The 15,640-nt window shown below is 66.4% G+C and carries 12 protein-coding genes; 6 read left to right on the top strand and 6 right to left on the bottom strand.

The window, feature by feature from the left end; all coding sequences use genetic code 11:
* Positions 1-336: 336 nt before the first annotated feature.
* Positions 337-2,361: a catalase gene (locus tag FHD68_RS01795; RefSeq protein ID WP_127897929.1), complete on the top strand. Its 2,025-nt coding sequence runs from the start codon at positions 337-339 to the stop codon at positions 2,359-2,361.
* A 52-nt stretch (positions 2,362-2,413) separates the two neighbouring features.
* Here FHD68_RS01795 and rocF read toward each other — a convergent pair whose 3' ends face one another.
* From rocF to FHD68_RS01770, 5 genes are all read right to left on the bottom strand, one after another.
* Positions 2,414-3,337, bottom strand: coding sequence for an arginase (rocF, locus tag FHD68_RS01790; RefSeq protein ID WP_127897930.1), 924 nt, complete (start codon positions 3,335-3,337; stop codon positions 2,414-2,416).
* A gap of 74 nt (positions 3,338-3,411) precedes the next feature.
* Positions 3,412-5,448, bottom strand: coding sequence for a TonB-dependent receptor domain-containing protein (locus FHD68_RS01785; RefSeq protein WP_240542499.1), 2,037 nt, complete (start codon positions 5,446-5,448; stop codon positions 3,412-3,414).
* 154 nt (positions 5,449-5,602) lie between these two features.
* A complete protein-coding gene (metG, locus tag FHD68_RS01780; RefSeq protein ID WP_127897931.1) occupies positions 5,603-7,321 on the bottom strand; it encodes a methionine--tRNA ligase in 1,719 nt (572 codons plus the stop codon).
* Between the two features lie 94 nt (positions 7,322-7,415).
* Positions 7,416-8,105 carry a metal-binding protein ZinT gene (locus FHD68_RS01775; protein ID WP_127897932.1) on the bottom strand — a complete coding sequence of 230 codons (690 nt, stop codon included), beginning with the start codon at positions 8,103-8,105 and terminating at the stop codon, positions 7,416-7,418.
* Positions 8,106-8,270: 165 nt separating this feature from the next.
* On the bottom strand, positions 8,271-8,894 hold the full coding sequence (locus FHD68_RS01770; protein WP_127897933.1) for a GcrA family cell cycle regulator: 624 nt from the start codon (positions 8,892-8,894) through the stop codon (positions 8,271-8,273).
* Between the two features lie 117 nt (positions 8,895-9,011).
* On the opposite strand from FHD68_RS01770, the gene FHD68_RS01765 reads away from it, so the two are divergent.
* The 4 genes from FHD68_RS01765 to argF all read left to right on the top strand — a co-directional run bounded on the left by FHD68_RS01765 (position 9,012) and on the right by argF (position 12,715).
* Positions 9,012-9,848, top strand: a complete 837-nt coding sequence (locus tag FHD68_RS01765; protein ID WP_240542500.1) for an ABC transporter permease — start codon at positions 9,012-9,014, stop codon at positions 9,846-9,848.
* A gap of 151 nt (positions 9,849-9,999) precedes the next feature.
* Positions 10,000-11,172, top strand: a complete 1,173-nt coding sequence (locus FHD68_RS01760; protein ID WP_127897934.1) for an aspartate aminotransferase family protein — start codon at positions 10,000-10,002, stop codon at positions 11,170-11,172.
* Positions 11,165-11,641 carry a GNAT family N-acetyltransferase gene (locus tag FHD68_RS01755; RefSeq protein WP_164871397.1) on the top strand — a complete coding sequence of 159 codons (477 nt, stop codon included), beginning with the start codon at positions 11,165-11,167 and terminating at the stop codon, positions 11,639-11,641. The genes FHD68_RS01760 and FHD68_RS01755 overlap by 8 nt, the downstream gene beginning before the upstream one ends.
* 147 nt (positions 11,642-11,788) lie before the next feature.
* The gene (gene argF / locus FHD68_RS01750) at positions 11,789-12,715 is read left to right on the top strand and encodes an ornithine carbamoyltransferase (RefSeq protein WP_046000086.1); all 927 of its coding nucleotides are present in this window, start codon (positions 11,789-11,791) and stop codon (positions 12,713-12,715) included.
* A 716-nt stretch (positions 12,716-13,431) separates the two neighbouring features.
* On the opposite strand, the gene FHD68_RS01745 is transcribed toward argF, so the two are convergent.
* Complete coding sequence (locus FHD68_RS01745; protein WP_127897936.1) at positions 13,432-15,027, bottom strand: phosphoenolpyruvate carboxykinase; 1,596 nt, start codon at positions 15,025-15,027, stop codon at positions 13,432-13,434.
* Positions 15,028-15,225: 198 nt separating this feature from the next.
* Between FHD68_RS01745 and FHD68_RS01740 the strand changes: the two genes are divergently transcribed.
* Positions 15,226-15,639 carry an HPr kinase/phosphorylase gene (locus FHD68_RS01740; protein WP_240542501.1) on the top strand — a complete coding sequence of 138 codons (414 nt, stop codon included), beginning with the start codon at positions 15,226-15,228 and terminating at the stop codon, positions 15,637-15,639.
* Position 15,640: the final 1 nt, after the last annotated feature.

The raw sequence follows: 15,640 nt of genomic DNA, 5'->3' as shown, positions 1-15,640 counted from the left end.
CCCTTCGCCATGGTCCGCAAGGACGTTAGGCGCCGCCCGTCTAGTCTCTACACCTTCCCCGTGTCCGGGGCTTGGCTCGGGATTGGCACGGGGCCGGGGCCCCACAGCTTTCCCCGAATTTGAGCGGTTCTGCACCGGCGGTTTCCCGACCGGGCACTCCAATTGTCAAAGTCTGCTGCGTCTACCGATTTCGCCACGTCCGCATCATCATCACTCCTGCGTATCGCAGGCTGCGCGGCGCAGGGCAAGCGGGTGAACAAAACATAGCCCCCCGAATCAGGAACCGTTTTCATCGGCCTTGGTTGGACAGGCAACGCGCCAGCACAGGAGGACGTCATGTCCAGCATCAGCGAGACACGCGGCAACGGTGGAGAGACCCACCAGACCGGCGGCGAGGCCCTGACCACCAATCACGGGGTCCCGATTTCCGACAACCAGAACAGCCTGAAGGCCGGGGCCCGCGGTCCCACCCTGCTGGAGGATTTCGTCCTTCGCGAAAAGATCTTTCATTTCGACCATGAACGCATTCCGGAGCGGATCGTCCACGCCCGCGGTTCGGGTGCACACGGCTATTTCGAATGCACCGACCCGATCCCGGAACTGACCCGCGCGGGCGTTCTGGCCAATCCGGGCAAGACGCCAGTCTTTGTGCGTTTCTCGACCGTGGCCGGCGGCGCAGGCAGCGTCGACACGCCGCGCGACGTGCGGGGCTTTGCTGTCAAGTTCTACACCCAAGAAGGCAACTGGGACTTGGTCGGCAACAACATTCCGGTGTTCTTCATCCAGGACGCCATCAAGTTTCCCGACTTGGTCCATTCGGTCAAGATGGAGGCAGACAAGGGCTATCCGCAGGCCGCCAGCGCCCACGACACCTTCTGGGATTTCGTATCGCTGATGCCGGAATCCATGCACATGATCATGTGGGCGATGTCCGATCGTGCCATCCCGCGCAGCCTGCGCATGATCGAGGGGTTCGGCGTCCACACGTTCCGTCTGGTCAACGCCCAGGGCAAGTCGACCTTCGTCAAGTTCCACTGGAAGCCCAAGCTGGGCCTGCAGAGCCAGGTCTGGAACGAGGCCGTCAAGACCGCCGGCGCGAACCAGGACTATCACCGCCAGGACCTGTGGGAGGCCATCGATTCGGGCGACTTCCCGGAATGGGAACTGGGCATCCAGACCTTTGACGCCGAATGGGCCGCCAAGCAGCCCTATGACGTCCTGGACGCGACCAAGCTGATCCCCGAGGAGGATATTCCCGTCCGCATCGTGGGCCGCATGGTGCTGGACCGGAACCCCGACAACTTCTTTGCCGAGACCGAGCAGGTGGCCTTCCTGCCGACGAACGTCGTGCCCGGCATCGACTTTTCCGACGACCCGCTGCTGCAGGGACGGCTGTTCAGCTATATGGACACCCAGAAGTCGCGGCTTGGCACCACGAACTTCCACCAGATCCCGGTCAATGCGCCGAAATGCCCGATGCACAACTTTCAGCGCGACGGCATGATGCAGATGGCAGTGCCCAAAGGCCGCGCCAATTACGAGCCGAACAGCCTGGATCAGGCCGGAGAGGAGCCGGGACCCCGTGCCACCGACCAGGGCTTCGCGACCTATAAGGACATGACCGACCTGGGCAACCAGCCGGACGAGAAGCTGCGCGTGCGGGCGGACCTGTTCGGCGACCATTACAGCCAGGCGCGGCTGTTCTATCGCAGCCAGACCGAGGTCGAGCAGACCCACATCGCCGATGCGATCACGTTTGAACTGTCGAAGGTCGGCCTTGGCCACGTGATCCAGCGCGTTCTGGGTCATTTGCGGGTCATCGACGAGGATCTAGCCGAAACCGTGGCCGAAGGTCTGGCCGAGGACCTGCCCGACGCCGCGACCCCCATGCGCGAGCCGATCGACATGGCGCCTTCGGATGCGCTGTCGATCATGAAGCAGGCCAAGCACAGCCTGAAGGGTCGCAAGGTCGGCATCCTGATCGGCGACGGCGGGGATCAAGCCAAGGTCGATGCGCTGCGCGGCGCGGTCGAGGCCCAGGGCGGCACCGTCATGCTGATCGCCAAGGAGCGTGGCAAGGCCGAGGCGCAGTTGGCGGGATCGCCTTCGGTCCTGTTCGATGCGGTGGCGCTGGTCATCGGCGCCGATGACGCGGCCAAGCTGGCCAAGTTCAAGCCCGCGGTCGACTTCGTGTCGGATGCCTTTGCGCATCTGAAGGCGATCGGCGCCGACGATGCCAGCGCCAAGCTGCTGGCGGCGGCCGGGGTGCAGCCCGACAAGGGCGTGACCAAGCTGGACCCGGCGGCGTTCGTCGAGGCGGCGGCGCAGCGGTTCTATGACCGCGAAGCCAAGGTCTGGTAGGCCTCAGCCGTTCCGGATCGGAATGAAAGGGGGCGGGCCGGTGGTCCGCCCCTTATCCATAGCTGCGGGTCGGGCGGTCAAAGACCTTGCGGCCCATCAGGCTGCCGACCAGATCGACCATCAGCTTTGCGGTCCGGCCGCGTTCGTCCAGGAACGGGTTCAACTCGACCAGGTCCAGCGATGTGACCAGCCCCGATTCGTGCAGCAGCTCCATCACCAGATGCGCCTCGCGGAAGGTCGCGCCGCCGGGCACCGTGGTCCCGACCGCGGGCGCGATCGAGGGGTCTAGGAAATCCACGTCCAGGCTGACATGCAACAGGCCGTCGGCCGCGCGCACGCGGTCCAGAAAGGCCCGCAGCGGGGCCACGATGCCCTGTTCGTCCAGCACCCGCATGTCGTTCACGGTGATGTCCGTGGGCTGCATCAGGGCCAGTTCGGCGGGGTCCACGCTGCGGATGCCGAACATGCAGATGTTTTCGCCCGGGATGGGGGCGGGGAAGGGCGGGAAGGGGTCGAAACCGTCCAACCCGTTGGCATAGGCCATCGGCGTGCCGTGCAGGTTTCCCGATGTAGTGGTGGCGACAGTGTGAAAGTCGCTGTGCGCGTCCAGCCAGATCACGAACTGCGCGCGGCCCTGCGCGGCGGCATGCGCAGCGACCCCCGCGACGGTGCCCAGGGCCAGCGAATGATCGCCCCCCATGATGATCGGCATGCCATGCGGCAGGGCGTCCTGGGTGGCCTGGCGCAGGGCACCAGTCCAGGCGATCGTTTCAGGCAGGTGATGGACGGCGGGGTTGGCGCAGCGATGGTCGCCCAACGGATCCGGCGTGACATCGCCGCGATCCTCGACCGTGTGGCCTAAGGTCGACAGAGTGGCGGCCAGGCCCGCGGTGCGATAGGCGGCGGGGCCCATCAGGCAGCCGGGGCGGCGCTGGCCCTCGTCCACGGGGGCTCCGATCAGGATGCAATGGGTCATGGGGCTCTCCGGCTGGATGGTGCCCCGTTTGAACACGCCCGGCCGGGGAAAGTCCACCGGCCGGGCGCATCCCCCTAGAAGTTCGAGGTCACGCCCAGCCACAGGCGGCGGCCCTCGCCCTCGGTGTTGTTGGCGGCCATGGTGATGTCGCGGTCAAGAAGGTTGTAGATCGCGCCGTTCATGCTGACCCGGTCGGTCAGTTGGTAATCCGCCCCCAGATCCACCGTCAGGTAGGATCCGTATTCATAGGCGATGGCTGTCCCGTCCGCGTCGAAGGCCACCGGTCGGCCGTTGGTGCCGATGCGGGCTCCGGCGGCTGTTTCCCGGCCATGATAGATCACCGACCCCCAGGCCCCCAACCCCGCGACGGGGGTGACCCAATCGGCGGTCACGCTGGCCTGATGGCGCGGCGTACGGTCCAGCGGCAGGCCCGCGAAATCGCCGGTCCGCTGTTCGCTGTCGGTGAAGCTGTAGCTTGCGCGCAGCGTCAGGTCGGGGGTAGCGTCCCAGTCCGCGGTCAACTCTACCCCCTGCAGGCGGGCGCGGCCGACATTGTACCATTCCCATCGGTTGAAGCTGGTGCCGCCGATCACGACCTGGTCGTCGGTGCGGGCGCTTTCGATCTTGTCGTCGAAATCGGTGCGGAACAGCGTCGCACCCACCTGCCACGTCGGCGCATCGTAAAGCGCCGCCAACTCATAGCTGGTGCTTTCCTCTGGCTGCAGGGCAGGGTTCGAGACGATCGCGCCTGCGCCTTGTTCGGTGGTGTAGAAATAGCCCGGCACGACGGAGCGCAGATCCGGCGCGCGGAACCCCGTCGACACGCCCCCCTTGATGGTCAGGCCCTGCGTCGCGTTCCACACCGCATAGGCGCGCGGGGTCAGGTTGCTGCCGTATTCGGCATGATCGTTCAGCCGCGCCCCAAGGGTCAGGGCAAGATCGTCGCGCAGGCGCCATTCGTCCTCCAGGAACACCGCGTGCTGCGAGGTCGCAAAGGAATAGGTCCGCCCGTCGCCCAGGCCGGGGTTCTGGTCGCGCAGCCCCGTGCGGTTCACCTGCCCGCCAAAGACCAGCGTATGGCTGCCCTGCCATTCCAGCGGCGCGGTGAATTTCGCGTCATAGACGGTGTTCGTGACCTCTGGCGCGCGGTCGCCTGCGACAAGCGCGCCATTGCCCGATGCCGTCTTGCGCTGGCCCACCTCGCGCAGGACCGACAGGTCGGCCGCGACATTGCCCCACTGCCCGGCATAGGACAGGGCGGCGCGGTCGCGGGTGTTGTCCTGAAGGCTGTCGTTCTGTGGCGTGCCGCGGAAATCGACGGGCGCGATGGTGCGGCCGACGCGTCCCAGATCCTCGATTGTGGTGCGCCCGCCCTCCAGGTGGACGGTGTGATCGGGGTCGGGCGTCCAGCTGAGCCGCGCCGACAGGTCCGTCAGTTCGCGGTCGCGCAGCCCGTCGACGACCCGCGATTCGGACCGGTCGAGGCGGCGTCCCCAGACCTGCAGGCCCAGCCGGTCCGCAACGACCGGCCCGCTGCCATAGAAGGACAGCTGGCGCGAGGACGCGTCGTCGCCGTCCTGGGGCAGGGTGGCCTCGGCCGTGACCGACCCAGTCCAGCGGTCGGCGACCGGCTTAGTGATGACGTTGACCACGCCGCCCATCGCGTCCGATCCGTACAGCGACGACATCGGCCCGCGAACGATCTCGATCCGGTCGATGGCGGCGACGGGGGGAATCCAGTTCTGCTCGATCCCCGCGCTGCCGTTGGTGCGCGATTCGCGCGTGCCCTGACGTTTGCCGTCGACCAGGATCAGCGTGTACTGGCCGGACAGGCCGCGGATGGTGATGTCCTGTTCGTTGGCGACGCCCGTTGTGGCCACGCCCTGCACCCCGCGCAGCGCGTCCGACAGGCTGGTGATGCTGCGCCGCGCCAGCTCCTCTCCGGAAATGACCGAGATGCTGGCAGGGGCGTCGGCGATGTTCTGTTCGAACCCGGACGCGGTGATCACGATCTCGTCCAGCAGGATGGGGGCCGTGTCCTGGGCCAATGCCGGCGCGGTCAGGGCGGTCAGCGACAGGAATGTCACGCGAAGGGAGGGGGTCTTGGGCATCATGGGCCTCGGGGTCGGAGGGGACATGCTGCCTGGGGTCGTGGCCAGAGGGAAAAGCCGATTACCTGGGTAATTCAGTCGCCTTTACGGCGGCTGGGCGCGGGGAACAAGGCCTGCGCCCGCCCCCTGCGCCCCTGTGGCACGAATGCGACAGTCAGGCGCGGACGCCTTGGAAGCGGGCGGCCCAGGCCTCTCGGTCCTCGTCGCTGATCTTGGCGAACATCACCTCGGGGACGGTGAAGGCATGGCCGGGGGCCAGCGCCTGCAAGGCCTGCGCCACGTCGTCGGGCCAGCCCGCATCCTGCGCGTCCATCGCCTGCAGCATCGCGGCCGATGCAAAGGGGATGAAGGGCTGCGACAGGACCGCGTAAAGGCGGATCAGGTTCAGGCCCATGCGCACCTGCATCGCCGCCTGGTCGGGCTCGGTCTTGAACACCGTCCAGGGCGCGGCCGACTGCAGGTATTCATTGCCCGACACCCAGATGGCGCGCAGCTCGGCGGCGGCCTTGCGGACCTCCATCGCCTCCATATTCGCCTCATAGGCACGGACGCGGGCGGTCAGCGTGTCGATCAGCGCCAGTTCGGCAGGGCCCCAGGCCGGGCCTTCGGGAACGGCCTCGCCGAACTTGGCGCGGCAGAACTTGGTGATGCGGCTGACGAAGTTGCCCAGCACGTCGGCCAGGTCCTTGTTCACGGATTGCTGGAAATTCTCCCAGGTGAACTCGCTGTCGCCGGATTCGGGGGCGTGCGACAACAGCCACCAGCGCCAGTAGTCCGCCGGCAGGATCTCCAGCGCGTGGTCCATGAATACGCCGCGCCCCTGCGAGGTGCTGAACTGTCCGCCCTGATAGGTCAGGTAATTGAAGGACTTGATATAGTCGACCATCTTCCACGGCTCGCCCGAACCGATCAGGGTCGCGGGGAAGGACAGGGTATGGAAGGGCACGTTGTCCTTGCCCATGAACTGGGTATAGGTCACGTCCTCGGCGCCCTGGTCCAGGCGCCACCAGCGGCGCCATGCGGCATCGTCGGCGCCCGCCGCATCGGCCCATTCGGCGGTCGCGCCGATATATTCGATGGGCGCGTCGAACCAGACATAGAAGACCTTGCCCTCCATCCCCGGCCAGTCCTGGTCGCCCCGCTTCACCGGCACGCCCCAATCAAGGTCGCGAGTGATGCCGCGGTCCTGCAGCCCGTCGCCGTCGTTCAGCCATTTGCGCGCGATCGAGGTCGTCAGGATCGGCCAGTCCGTCTTGGCGTCGATCCAGGCGGCGATGTCGCCCTTCAGCGCGGACTGGCGCAGGTACAGGTGCTTGGTCTCGCGCACCTCCAGGTCGGTGCTGCCCGAGATCGCGCTGCGCGGGTTGATCAGGTCAGTCGGGTCCAGCTGCTTGGTGCAGTTTTCGCACTGATCGCCGCGCGCCTTGTCATAGCCGCAGTTGGGGCAGGTGCCCTCGATGTAGCGGTCCGGCAGGAAGCGGTTGTCGGCATGGGAGAAGACCTGCTTCTCGACGACCTCGCGGATATAGCCCTGGTCGGCCAGGCGGCCCGCGAAATGCTGGGTCAGGGCGCGGTTGCGGTCGCTGGAGGAGCGGCCGTAATGATCGAAGGACAGCCCGAACCCGTCGGCCAGCGCGGTCTGGACGCCATGCATCCGGGCGCAATAGTCGGCCACGTCCTCTCCGGTCTTGGCGGCGGCCAGTTCGGCGGGGGTGCCGTGTTCGTCCGTGGCGCAGATGAACATGACCTCGTGGCCCCGCGCCCGCAGATAGCGGGCATAGAGGTCGGCGGGCAGCTGTGAACCGACGAGGTTCCCCAGATGCTTGATGCCGTTGATGTAGGGCAGGGCAGAGGTGATCAGGTGGCGGGCCATGGCATGCGTCCTTTCGGGGTCGCGCATCTCTAGCCCTGTTGCGCCGTGATGAAAAGCGGTGCGCACGCCCGGCGCACCGGGCGTGCGCAGGTCGTCAATGGGCCAGCATCTCGTCCACGATCTGGGCGGGGGGCATGTCGGCGGGATAGTAGGTAGGCCAGTTCGTCACCTCCTCCAGCAGGGCGGCGCGGTCGTCGCCCCAATACAGGTGGAAGTGGTCGGCGCGGGCCGGGGCGATCCCATGGTCGCTGAACTGGATGAAGGCGGGTGCGCCCGCGTCGCCGGCAGTCTTGGCAAAGATGAAACGGACGCCGCGGTTGCCGCGGGCATAGGTCAGGATCTCGTGCCCGTCATTGGCATAGGTGCCCGACACCTGCGTGCCGTCGCTGTAGAACGTCACCATGTCACCCTCGATGGTGATGCGGTCCGTATCGGTGGCATAGCCGGTCCGGTAATAGGCGGTGTATTCCTCGGCGGTCTGGTCGCCCTTCTGGGCCTTGCGGTCCATGACCGGCGCCAGGGTGCCGTCCTGCAGCAGGGGATAGACCGACTGCCAGTCGCCCGCATAGTCGGACAGGGGGCGGTCCTTGACCTGATCGTCGTCGAAATAGCCGTCATAGATGGCCTGCGCCTCGGGGCTGCGGGCATGGGCGTGATCGTGCGCGTGATCATGGTCATGATCGTGATCGTGGTCGTGGTCGTGGGAGTGGTCATGTGCGGCTGGGGCGGCACTGTCCTGGGCCCGCGCAGGCCCGGTCAGGGCAAGCGTCGCGGCGATCAGCAGACTGGCGGGGAGGGGCGAGCGGAGGGGATGGGGCGGTCCTTCTGTAGATCTGACGAATCATGGAATGATATGTCATCACATAACAGGACCGCAGTAAGGCGCGCGTACGGGGATGGCAAGGGCGGGTCGGGACCGGGCGGACCTTTGCGGCCCGCCCGAAAGCGATCAGCGGCGACGGTCGCGGCGCGAGGACATCGGCTGGAACGCGACGCCGACATGCGCCTCGCAATAGGGTTTTCCCGCGACCGACGGCAGGCCGCAGAACCAGAACTTGTCGGTTGCCGGATCGCCGATGGGCCATTTGCAGGTCCGCTCGGTCAGTTCCATCAGGGTCAGTTTCTTGGCGCGCTTCTCGACCTCGCGGACCGAGGCCAAGGCTTCGGGAGAGATCTCGTTGGCCGAAGGCTGGGGCGGCAAAGGCTGTCCCGCCGGCACGATCGGGCGGCGGGGAACCGGCACGAAGGCCGGCTGCGTGCTGGGTTCGGGTTCCGGTTCGGGCTGGACCGCCACGGGCTCGGGCGCGGGTTCGGGGCGCAGAGGGGCCGTCGCTGGCTGCGGGACCGCACGGGGAGCCGCAGGCTTTTCGCGCGCGACCGGTTCCGGCGCGGGGGCGGGAGCCGGGGCTGCGGCTTCCGGCTCCTCGGTGCGGTTCGACAGCCCCAGGCGATGGACCTTGCCGATCACCGCGTTGCGGGTCACGCCGCCCAGTTCCTTGGCGATGGCGCTGGCCGACTGGCCCTCGGACCACATGCGTTTCAGTGTCTCGACGCGATCATCCGTCCAGGACATGGCAGCCTTTCCGGGCGGGTCTGACCTGCCGCCCCATCTTGTAACCTGCGATTGGTCCCGTCACATACGGGATGCCGAGATTTAGCCGCCGAAGCGCAGAAATTCAAGGACCGCCAGATGACCCCGCCCACAATGCCCGGCCTGCCCCTGCTTTCCGACAGCCCCGCCATGGGCGTGCGCCGATTTGGCCGCGTCAACTGGCTGGGCCTGCGTACGCTGGCGCGGCGCGAGGTCATGCGCTTCATGGCCGTCTGGCAGCAGACGATATTCGCGCCGCTGATGACGGCGGGCCTTTTCGTTGTCGTGTTCGCGATGGCCCTGGGCCAGGGGCGGGGGCAGATCATGGGCCTGCCCTACCTGGTCTTCCTCGGGCCGGGCATCCTGATGATGACGGTCATCCAGAACGCCTTCGCGAACACTTCCAGCTCGATCACCGCGGCCAAGGTGCAGGGCAACATCGTCGACACGCTGATGCCGCCCCTGTCCGCCGGAGAGCTGCTGGCCGGCTATCTGGCCGGGTCGGTGGTGCGCGCCGGGCTGGTGGCCACGGTCATCGGGACCGGCATGGTGCTGGTCACCGGGCGCGGCATCGCGCATCCGGGCTGGGCGGCGATGTTCGTGCTGCTGGCCGCGCTGATGCTGGGCGGCCTGGGCATCCTGGCGGGGATCATGGCGCAGAAGTTCGACCAGATGGCGGCGATCACCAATTTCATCATCACGCCGCTGTCGTTCCTGTCGGGCACCTTCTATTCGGTGCAGGCGCTGCCGCAGCCGTTCAGCACGCTGTCGCACTGGAACCCGATCTTCTACCTGATCGACGGCGCGCGCTATGGCGTGACCGGAGTCAGCGATGCGCCCGTCTGGCGCGGCGCGCTGATCTGCGCGGGCGTCGTCGCGGGCGTGCTGTATCTGGCGTGGCGGTGGCTGCGGTCGGGCTATCGCATGAAGGCCTGATTAGCGCTTGCCTTGACAGGCAAAGCTGCGCATCCTTCGCGCCATGACGAAACGACGCACCACCCGTTCGCGACGCTGACGCCGGCCCCTTCGCGGGCCCGCGTCCCTGTTGCCGTTTCCGCCATTCCCCTTCCATCGCCGGAGCCTTGCCATGATCCCGCACGTCCTGCCGACCTATAATCGCGCCCCCCTGGCGTTCGAACGCGGCGAAGGCGCCTGGGCCGTCACCGCCGACGGGACGCGATACCTGGACCTGGGCGCGGGCATCGCGGTGAACGTGCTGGGCCATGCCAATCCCGATCTGGTCGCCGCGCTGACCGAACAGGCCGGCCGGATCTGGCACGTGTCGAACCTGTACCAGATCCCCGAGCAGGAGCGTCTGGCCGACCTGCTGGTCGAACACACCTTCGCGGACACGGTGTTCTTCACCAATTCCGGCACCGAGGCGGCCGAACTGGCCATCAAGATGGTGCGCAAGCACTGGGACCACGCAGGCGATCCGGATCGGATCGAGATCTTGACGTTCTCGGGCGCGTTCCACGGGCGCTCGACCGGGGCCATCGCGGCGGCAGGGTCAGAGAAGATGGTCAAGGGCTTCGGCCCGCTGATGCCGGGGTTCCGCACGCTGCCCTTCGGCGATCACGAGGCGCTCAAGGCCGCAGTCACCGACCGTACCGCCGCGATCATGGTCGAGCCCGTACAGGGCGAAGGCGGCATCCGTCCGCTGCCCGACGCCTGCCTTCAGGGGCTGCGCGAACTGTGCGACCGGACCGGCGCGCTGCTGATCCTGGACGAGGTTCAATGCGGCATGGGCCGGACAGGGCGTCTGTTCGCGCATGAATATGCCGGGATCACCCCCGACATCATGATGGTCGCCAAGGGCATCGGCGGGGGCTTTCCCCTGGGCGCGGTGCTGGCGACGGAGGGCGCGGCTGCGGGCATGGTCGCAGGGACGCACGGCTCCACCTATGGCGGCAACCCGCTGGCCTGCGCGGTCGGCGCGCGCGTGATGCAGATCGTGGCCGATCCGGCCTTCCTGGCCGAGGTCAACCGCAAGGCTGCCCTGTTCCGCCAGAAGCTGGAGGGGCTGGTCGCCGCCCATCCGCAGATCTTCGAAGGCGTGCGAGGGCAGGGGCTGATGCTGGGCCTGAAATGCCGCATGGCGCCGACCGATCTGGTGCGTGCGGCCTATGATCAGCATCTGCTGACCGTGCCCGCCGCAGATGACACGCTGCGCCTGCTGCCGCCGCTGAACATCACCGAAGATGAGATCGCCGAGGCCGTGGCGCGCCTGGACAGGGCAGCCGCCAGCCTGGATGGCTGACTACGCCTTCAGGCCGGTCACCAGGGACGACCTGCCCGTGCTGGCCCGATGGCTGGCTCAGCCGGAGGTCGCGGCCTGGTGGCCCGGCCCCGATCGCCAGATCGCCCTGATCCGCGACGATCTGGGGCACCGGGTGATGCGGCAGATGATCGTGGTGCGGGACGGCACTGCCCTGGCCTATGCGCAATCCTATCCGGCCCATCACTGGCCCGCGCCGCATTTTGCGGGGCTGCCGGCGGATGCCGTGGCGCTGGACGTGTTTTCCGGGCCTGACGGGGTGGGGCAGGGCGGCGCATGGCTGCGCACCTTGGGCGATCTGCTGCTGCTGGACTGTTCGACCCTGGCGATCGATCCCGCCCCCGGAAATCAGCGCGCCATTGCCGCCTACCGCAAGGCGGGCTTTGCGGGCAACGATCACCGCCTGGACGCGCAAGGCCGGCCTGTCCGCGTGATGACCCGCCTCCGATGAGGCGCATGCGCCCTTTTTCTTTGCCCAAATACCCATCTTCTCCGGCCCGGTCGGGCGCGACCCCTGCGGGGGCGCGGAAACCCCGATCCGCCCTTGACCCGGCCCGTCCGGCGGGGCTTGCTGGAGAAAAGCCGAAAGACCAAGACGATGACCCATTTCCTGGATATTCACACCACCGACCGCACTGCCCTGCGCAGCATCATCGACAGCGCCCACGCGATGAAGGCCGCTCGCAACGGCCGCCCCAAGGGCAGTCCTGATGACGAACAGCCGCTGGCCGGCCGCATGGTCGCGCTGATCTTCGAAAAGCCTTCGACCCGCACGCGGGTCAGCTTCGATGTCGGCGTGCGCCAGCTGGGCGGGCAGACGATGATCCTGTCGGGTTCGGAGATGCAGCTGGGTCATGGCGAAACCATCGCTGACACCGCGCGCGTGCTGTCCCGCTATGTCGACCTGATCATGATCCGGACCTTCGAGGAGGCGACGCTGCTGGAGATGGCCGAGCATGCGACCGTTCCGGTGATCAACGGACTGACGAACCGCACGCATCCATGCCAGATCATGGCCGACGTGATGACCTTCGAGGAACATCGCGGCCCCATCGCTGACAAGAAGGTCGTCTGGTCGGGCGACGGCAACAACGTGTTCGCAAGCTTTGCCCACGCGGCGGGGCAGTTCGGCTTCGATCTGACCTTCACCGGCCCGCCGCCGCTGGATCCCGAAGCGGCCTGCCTCGACTATGCGGCATCCCAAGGGCGTCCCGTCACCATCGAGCGCGATCCGGCGCGGGCCGTCATCGGTGCCGATCTGGTCGTGACGGACACCTGGGTCAGCATGCACGACCCGCAATCGGCCAAGGAGCGGCGCCACAATCAGCTGCGCGGCTATCAGATCAACGAGGCCCTGATGGCGCAGGCGCGGCCGGATGCGCTGTTCATGCATTGCCTGCCCGCGCACCGCGAGGACGAGGTGACCAGTGCCGTCATGGACGGCCCCGCATCCGTCATCTGGGACGAGGCCGAAAACCGGCTGCACGCCCAGAAGGCGATCATGCGCCACTGCCTGGGACTGTGACCTGATTGACGGGCGGCCAAGGGCCGCCCGACGACACTTGAACCGGCCCCGCGAGGGCGGGGCAGGTTCGGTCCGGTGCTCTGCATCGGCATCCGAATGCAAAGGAAGGCGGATGCTAACTTTTGCGCCTTAGACCTAGCTCTTTACTTGGGCTAAGTGGGACGATCTTGAAAACAGCGCTATTCATTGCGAAGGGCGCCCTAATTCGCTCTCAACTATGAGGATCAGTCGGCAGTGCCTCAATCGCTGTAATGACGATCAGCGAAGCATGCCGCGTACGGGCTATTCCATTTGTCAAAAGTGAGTACGGCAAGCCTATTCACTATTTCGCTTTCCGAGGGACCGTGTTCCATCACCAGGATGTAGGGGTTGCGACCAGTCTGGCCGCGCGCTTGCTACGTCAAAGATGTCGCTGCTGCTACGCAGGTGGGAGGCGCGCTTGCCGAAATCGATGCCGTGTCACATGGCTGGGACCGGACGTAGCTCATGCTGTCTTACCGTTACAATCACCGCGTCAATCGATCGGGTCGGGTTGGACCCAGTTTGGTTAAGACCAAAGGTAACAGCACGATTGCAAGGGCCGAGGTGTCTCTGGGCTAGCGGTCGTCTTAATAAGGTTAAGGACAAGCTCTGCCGGATATGAATACCGAAGCCGAGGCCTGTCGATCGCTGCGACCGAATAGAGTAACGGCCCCGCGAAGGGGCCGTCAGTTCGTTCAGCCGATCGCTGCGGCGCGGATCTCGTCGTCGATCGCGTCGAGATACTGGGCGAAGTTGTCGCAGAACATCTGCACCAGCTTCTTGGCCTGGGCGTCATAGGCGGCCGGGTCGGCCCAGGTCTGGCGCGGGTCCAGAAGGACAGGGCTGACGCCGGGGACGCTGACCGGCACGTCGAAGCCAAAGTTCGGATCGCGGCGGAACTGCACCGTGTTCAGGCTGCCGTCCAGGGCGGCGGCCAGCAGGGCGCGGGTGGCGGCGATGGGCATGCGCTTGCCCGTGCCGAAGGCACCCCCGGTCCAGCCGGTGTTCACCAGCCAGCAGGATGCCCCGTGCTGAGCGATCTTTTCCTGCAGCAGCTTGCCATAGACCTCGGGGCGGCGGGGCATGAACGGCGCACCGAAGCAGGTCGAGAAGGTCGGGATCGGCTCGGTCACGCCGACCTCGGTGCCCGGCGTCTTGGAGGTGAAGCCTGACAGGAAGTGATACATCGCCTGTGCAGGCGTCAGCCGCGCGATCGGGGGCAGGACGCCATAGGCGTCGCAGGTCAGCATGATGACGTTCTTGGGATGCCCGCCAAGGCTGGTCTGGGACGCGTTGCTGATCGCCTCCAGCGGATAGGCGCAGCGCATGTTGTCGGTGATCGAGTTGTCCTCGAAGTCCAACTCCAGCGTCTCGGGGTCGAAGACCATGTTCTCGATCACGGTCGCGAAGCGGCTGGTGGTCGCGTGGATCTCGGGTTCGGCCTGGGCCGAAAGGTTGATCGTCTTGGCGTAGCAGCCACCCTCGAAGTTGAAGATGCCGGTGTCGGACCAGCCATGTTCGTCGTCGCCGATCAGGACGCGCGACGGATCGGCCGACAGGGTGGTCTTGCCCGTTCCCGACAGGCCGAAGAAGATCGCGCTGTCACCGGGATTTCCCGGTGCGTGGTTGGCGCTGCAGTGCATCGGCATGATGCCCTTTTCCGGCAGCAGGTAATTCAGCAGCGTGAAGACCGATTTCTTGTTCTCGCCGGCATAGGCGGTGTTGGCGATCAGGATCAGCTTCTTGTCGAAGTTCATCGCGATCACCGTCTCGGACCGGCAACCGTGACGCGCGGGATCGGCCTTGAAGCCGGGGCAGTTGATGATGGTGAATTCGGGCGTGAAGGTCGCCAGCTCGTCGGCCTGGGGCCGGCGCAGAAGGTGGCGGATGAACAGCCCGTGCCAGGCAAGCTCGGTCACCACGCGCACGTCCAGGCGGTTATCGGCATCCGCACCACCGAACAGGTCCTGCACGAAATAGTCGCGACCCTTCATGTGCTGAAGCATGTCGGCATGCAGCAGATCGAACGCCGCCGGGTCCATCGGCTTGTTGTTGTCCCACCAGATGCTGTTCTCGACCGACGAGGTGCGGACGACGAACTTGTCCTTGGGCGAGCGGCCGGTATGCGCGCCGGTCGAGACCAGGAACGCCCCGCCCAGGCCCAGCTTGCCCTCTCCGCGGGCGACGGCCTGTGTCATCAGGGCGGGTTCCAGCAGGTTGTAGTGCACCTGGCCCAGCCCCGTAATGCCTTGGTCTTCCAGTCGGCAGGTCGGGTTTACGCGCGTGGTCATGTCGGGGGCTCCGTGGCTTGGGGTGCGGCGTTTCATCGGCCTATAGCACGGCGGATTCGGCCCGAAACAAGTCAGCGCAAACAGTTAGCGGAAACATCAAATGTTATCGCCATCAGGACCGTTTAGCCGGCGCGACGCCGTGCCACAGGCGGAAAATTAACCTGTTTTCGGGCAGGATCGGATCAGGAGGTGATTCGCATGATGCAGGTTCACGCGACCACGGTCGCGCTTGACGGGGGTGGACTTGTCATTCTGGGACCGTCCGGATCCGGCAAGTCCACCTTGGCGCTGCAGCTGATGGCAGTGGGCGCGACGCTGGTCGCCGATGACCGCACCGACCTGCGCCTGTCCGCGGGCCGACTGATGGCGCAGGCGCCATTGCCGCTGCTGGGACGCATCGAGGCGCGGGGCGTGGGCATCCTTCAGGCAGAGCCGTCGGCGCCGGTCCCGGTGGCCTTGGCCTGCGACCTTGGACGCGACGAAGAGGACCGGTTGCCACAGGTGCGCCATCAACATTGGCTGGGGGTCCGGGTTTCGCTTGTGCTGGGCCCCTATCGCCCCCATCTTTACGCTGCATTGCGGCAGCTGATGCTGGGCCGACGGCTGGCATGAC

This window comes from Paracoccus marcusii (assembly GCF_006151785.1).
Taxonomy (GTDB): domain Bacteria; phylum Pseudomonadota; class Alphaproteobacteria; order Rhodobacterales; family Rhodobacteraceae; genus Paracoccus; species Paracoccus marcusii.
This window is presented reverse-complemented; position numbering and strand designations above follow the sequence as displayed.

Excerpts from the sequence above, each read along its gene's own strand:
- FHD68_RS01770 (WP_127897933.1), bottom strand. The coding sequence starts at position 8,894 with ATGTCCTGGACGGATGATCGCGTCGAGACACTGAAACGCATGTGGTCC.
- FHD68_RS01760 (WP_127897934.1), top strand. The coding sequence starts at position 10,000 with ATGATCCCGCACGTCCTGCCGACCTATAATCGCGCCCCCCTGGCGTTC.
- FHD68_RS01745 (WP_127897936.1), bottom strand. The coding sequence starts at position 15,027 with ATGACCACGCGCGTAAACCCGACCTGCCGACTGGAAGACCAAGGCATT.
- FHD68_RS01765 (WP_240542500.1), top strand. The coding sequence starts at position 9,012 with ATGACCCCGCCCACAATGCCCGGCCTGCCCCTGCTTTCCGACAGCCCC.
- FHD68_RS01785 (WP_240542499.1), bottom strand. The coding sequence starts at position 5,448 with ATGCCCAAGACCCCCTCCCTTCGCGTGACATTCCTGTCGCTGACCGCC.
- FHD68_RS01755 (WP_164871397.1), top strand. The coding sequence starts at position 11,165 with ATGGCTGACTACGCCTTCAGGCCGGTCACCAGGGACGACCTGCCCGTG.
- metG (WP_127897931.1), bottom strand. The coding sequence starts at position 7,321 with ATGGCCCGCCACCTGATCACCTCTGCCCTGCCCTACATCAACGGCATC.
- rocF (WP_127897930.1), bottom strand. The coding sequence starts at position 3,337 with ATGACCCATTGCATCCTGATCGGAGCCCCCGTGGACGAGGGCCAGCGC.
- argF (WP_046000086.1), top strand. The coding sequence starts at position 11,789 with ATGACCCATTTCCTGGATATTCACACCACCGACCGCACTGCCCTGCGC.
- FHD68_RS01740 (WP_240542501.1), top strand. The coding sequence starts at position 15,226 with ATGATGCAGGTTCACGCGACCACGGTCGCGCTTGACGGGGGTGGACTT.
- FHD68_RS01795 (WP_127897929.1), top strand. The coding sequence starts at position 337 with ATGTCCAGCATCAGCGAGACACGCGGCAACGGTGGAGAGACCCACCAG.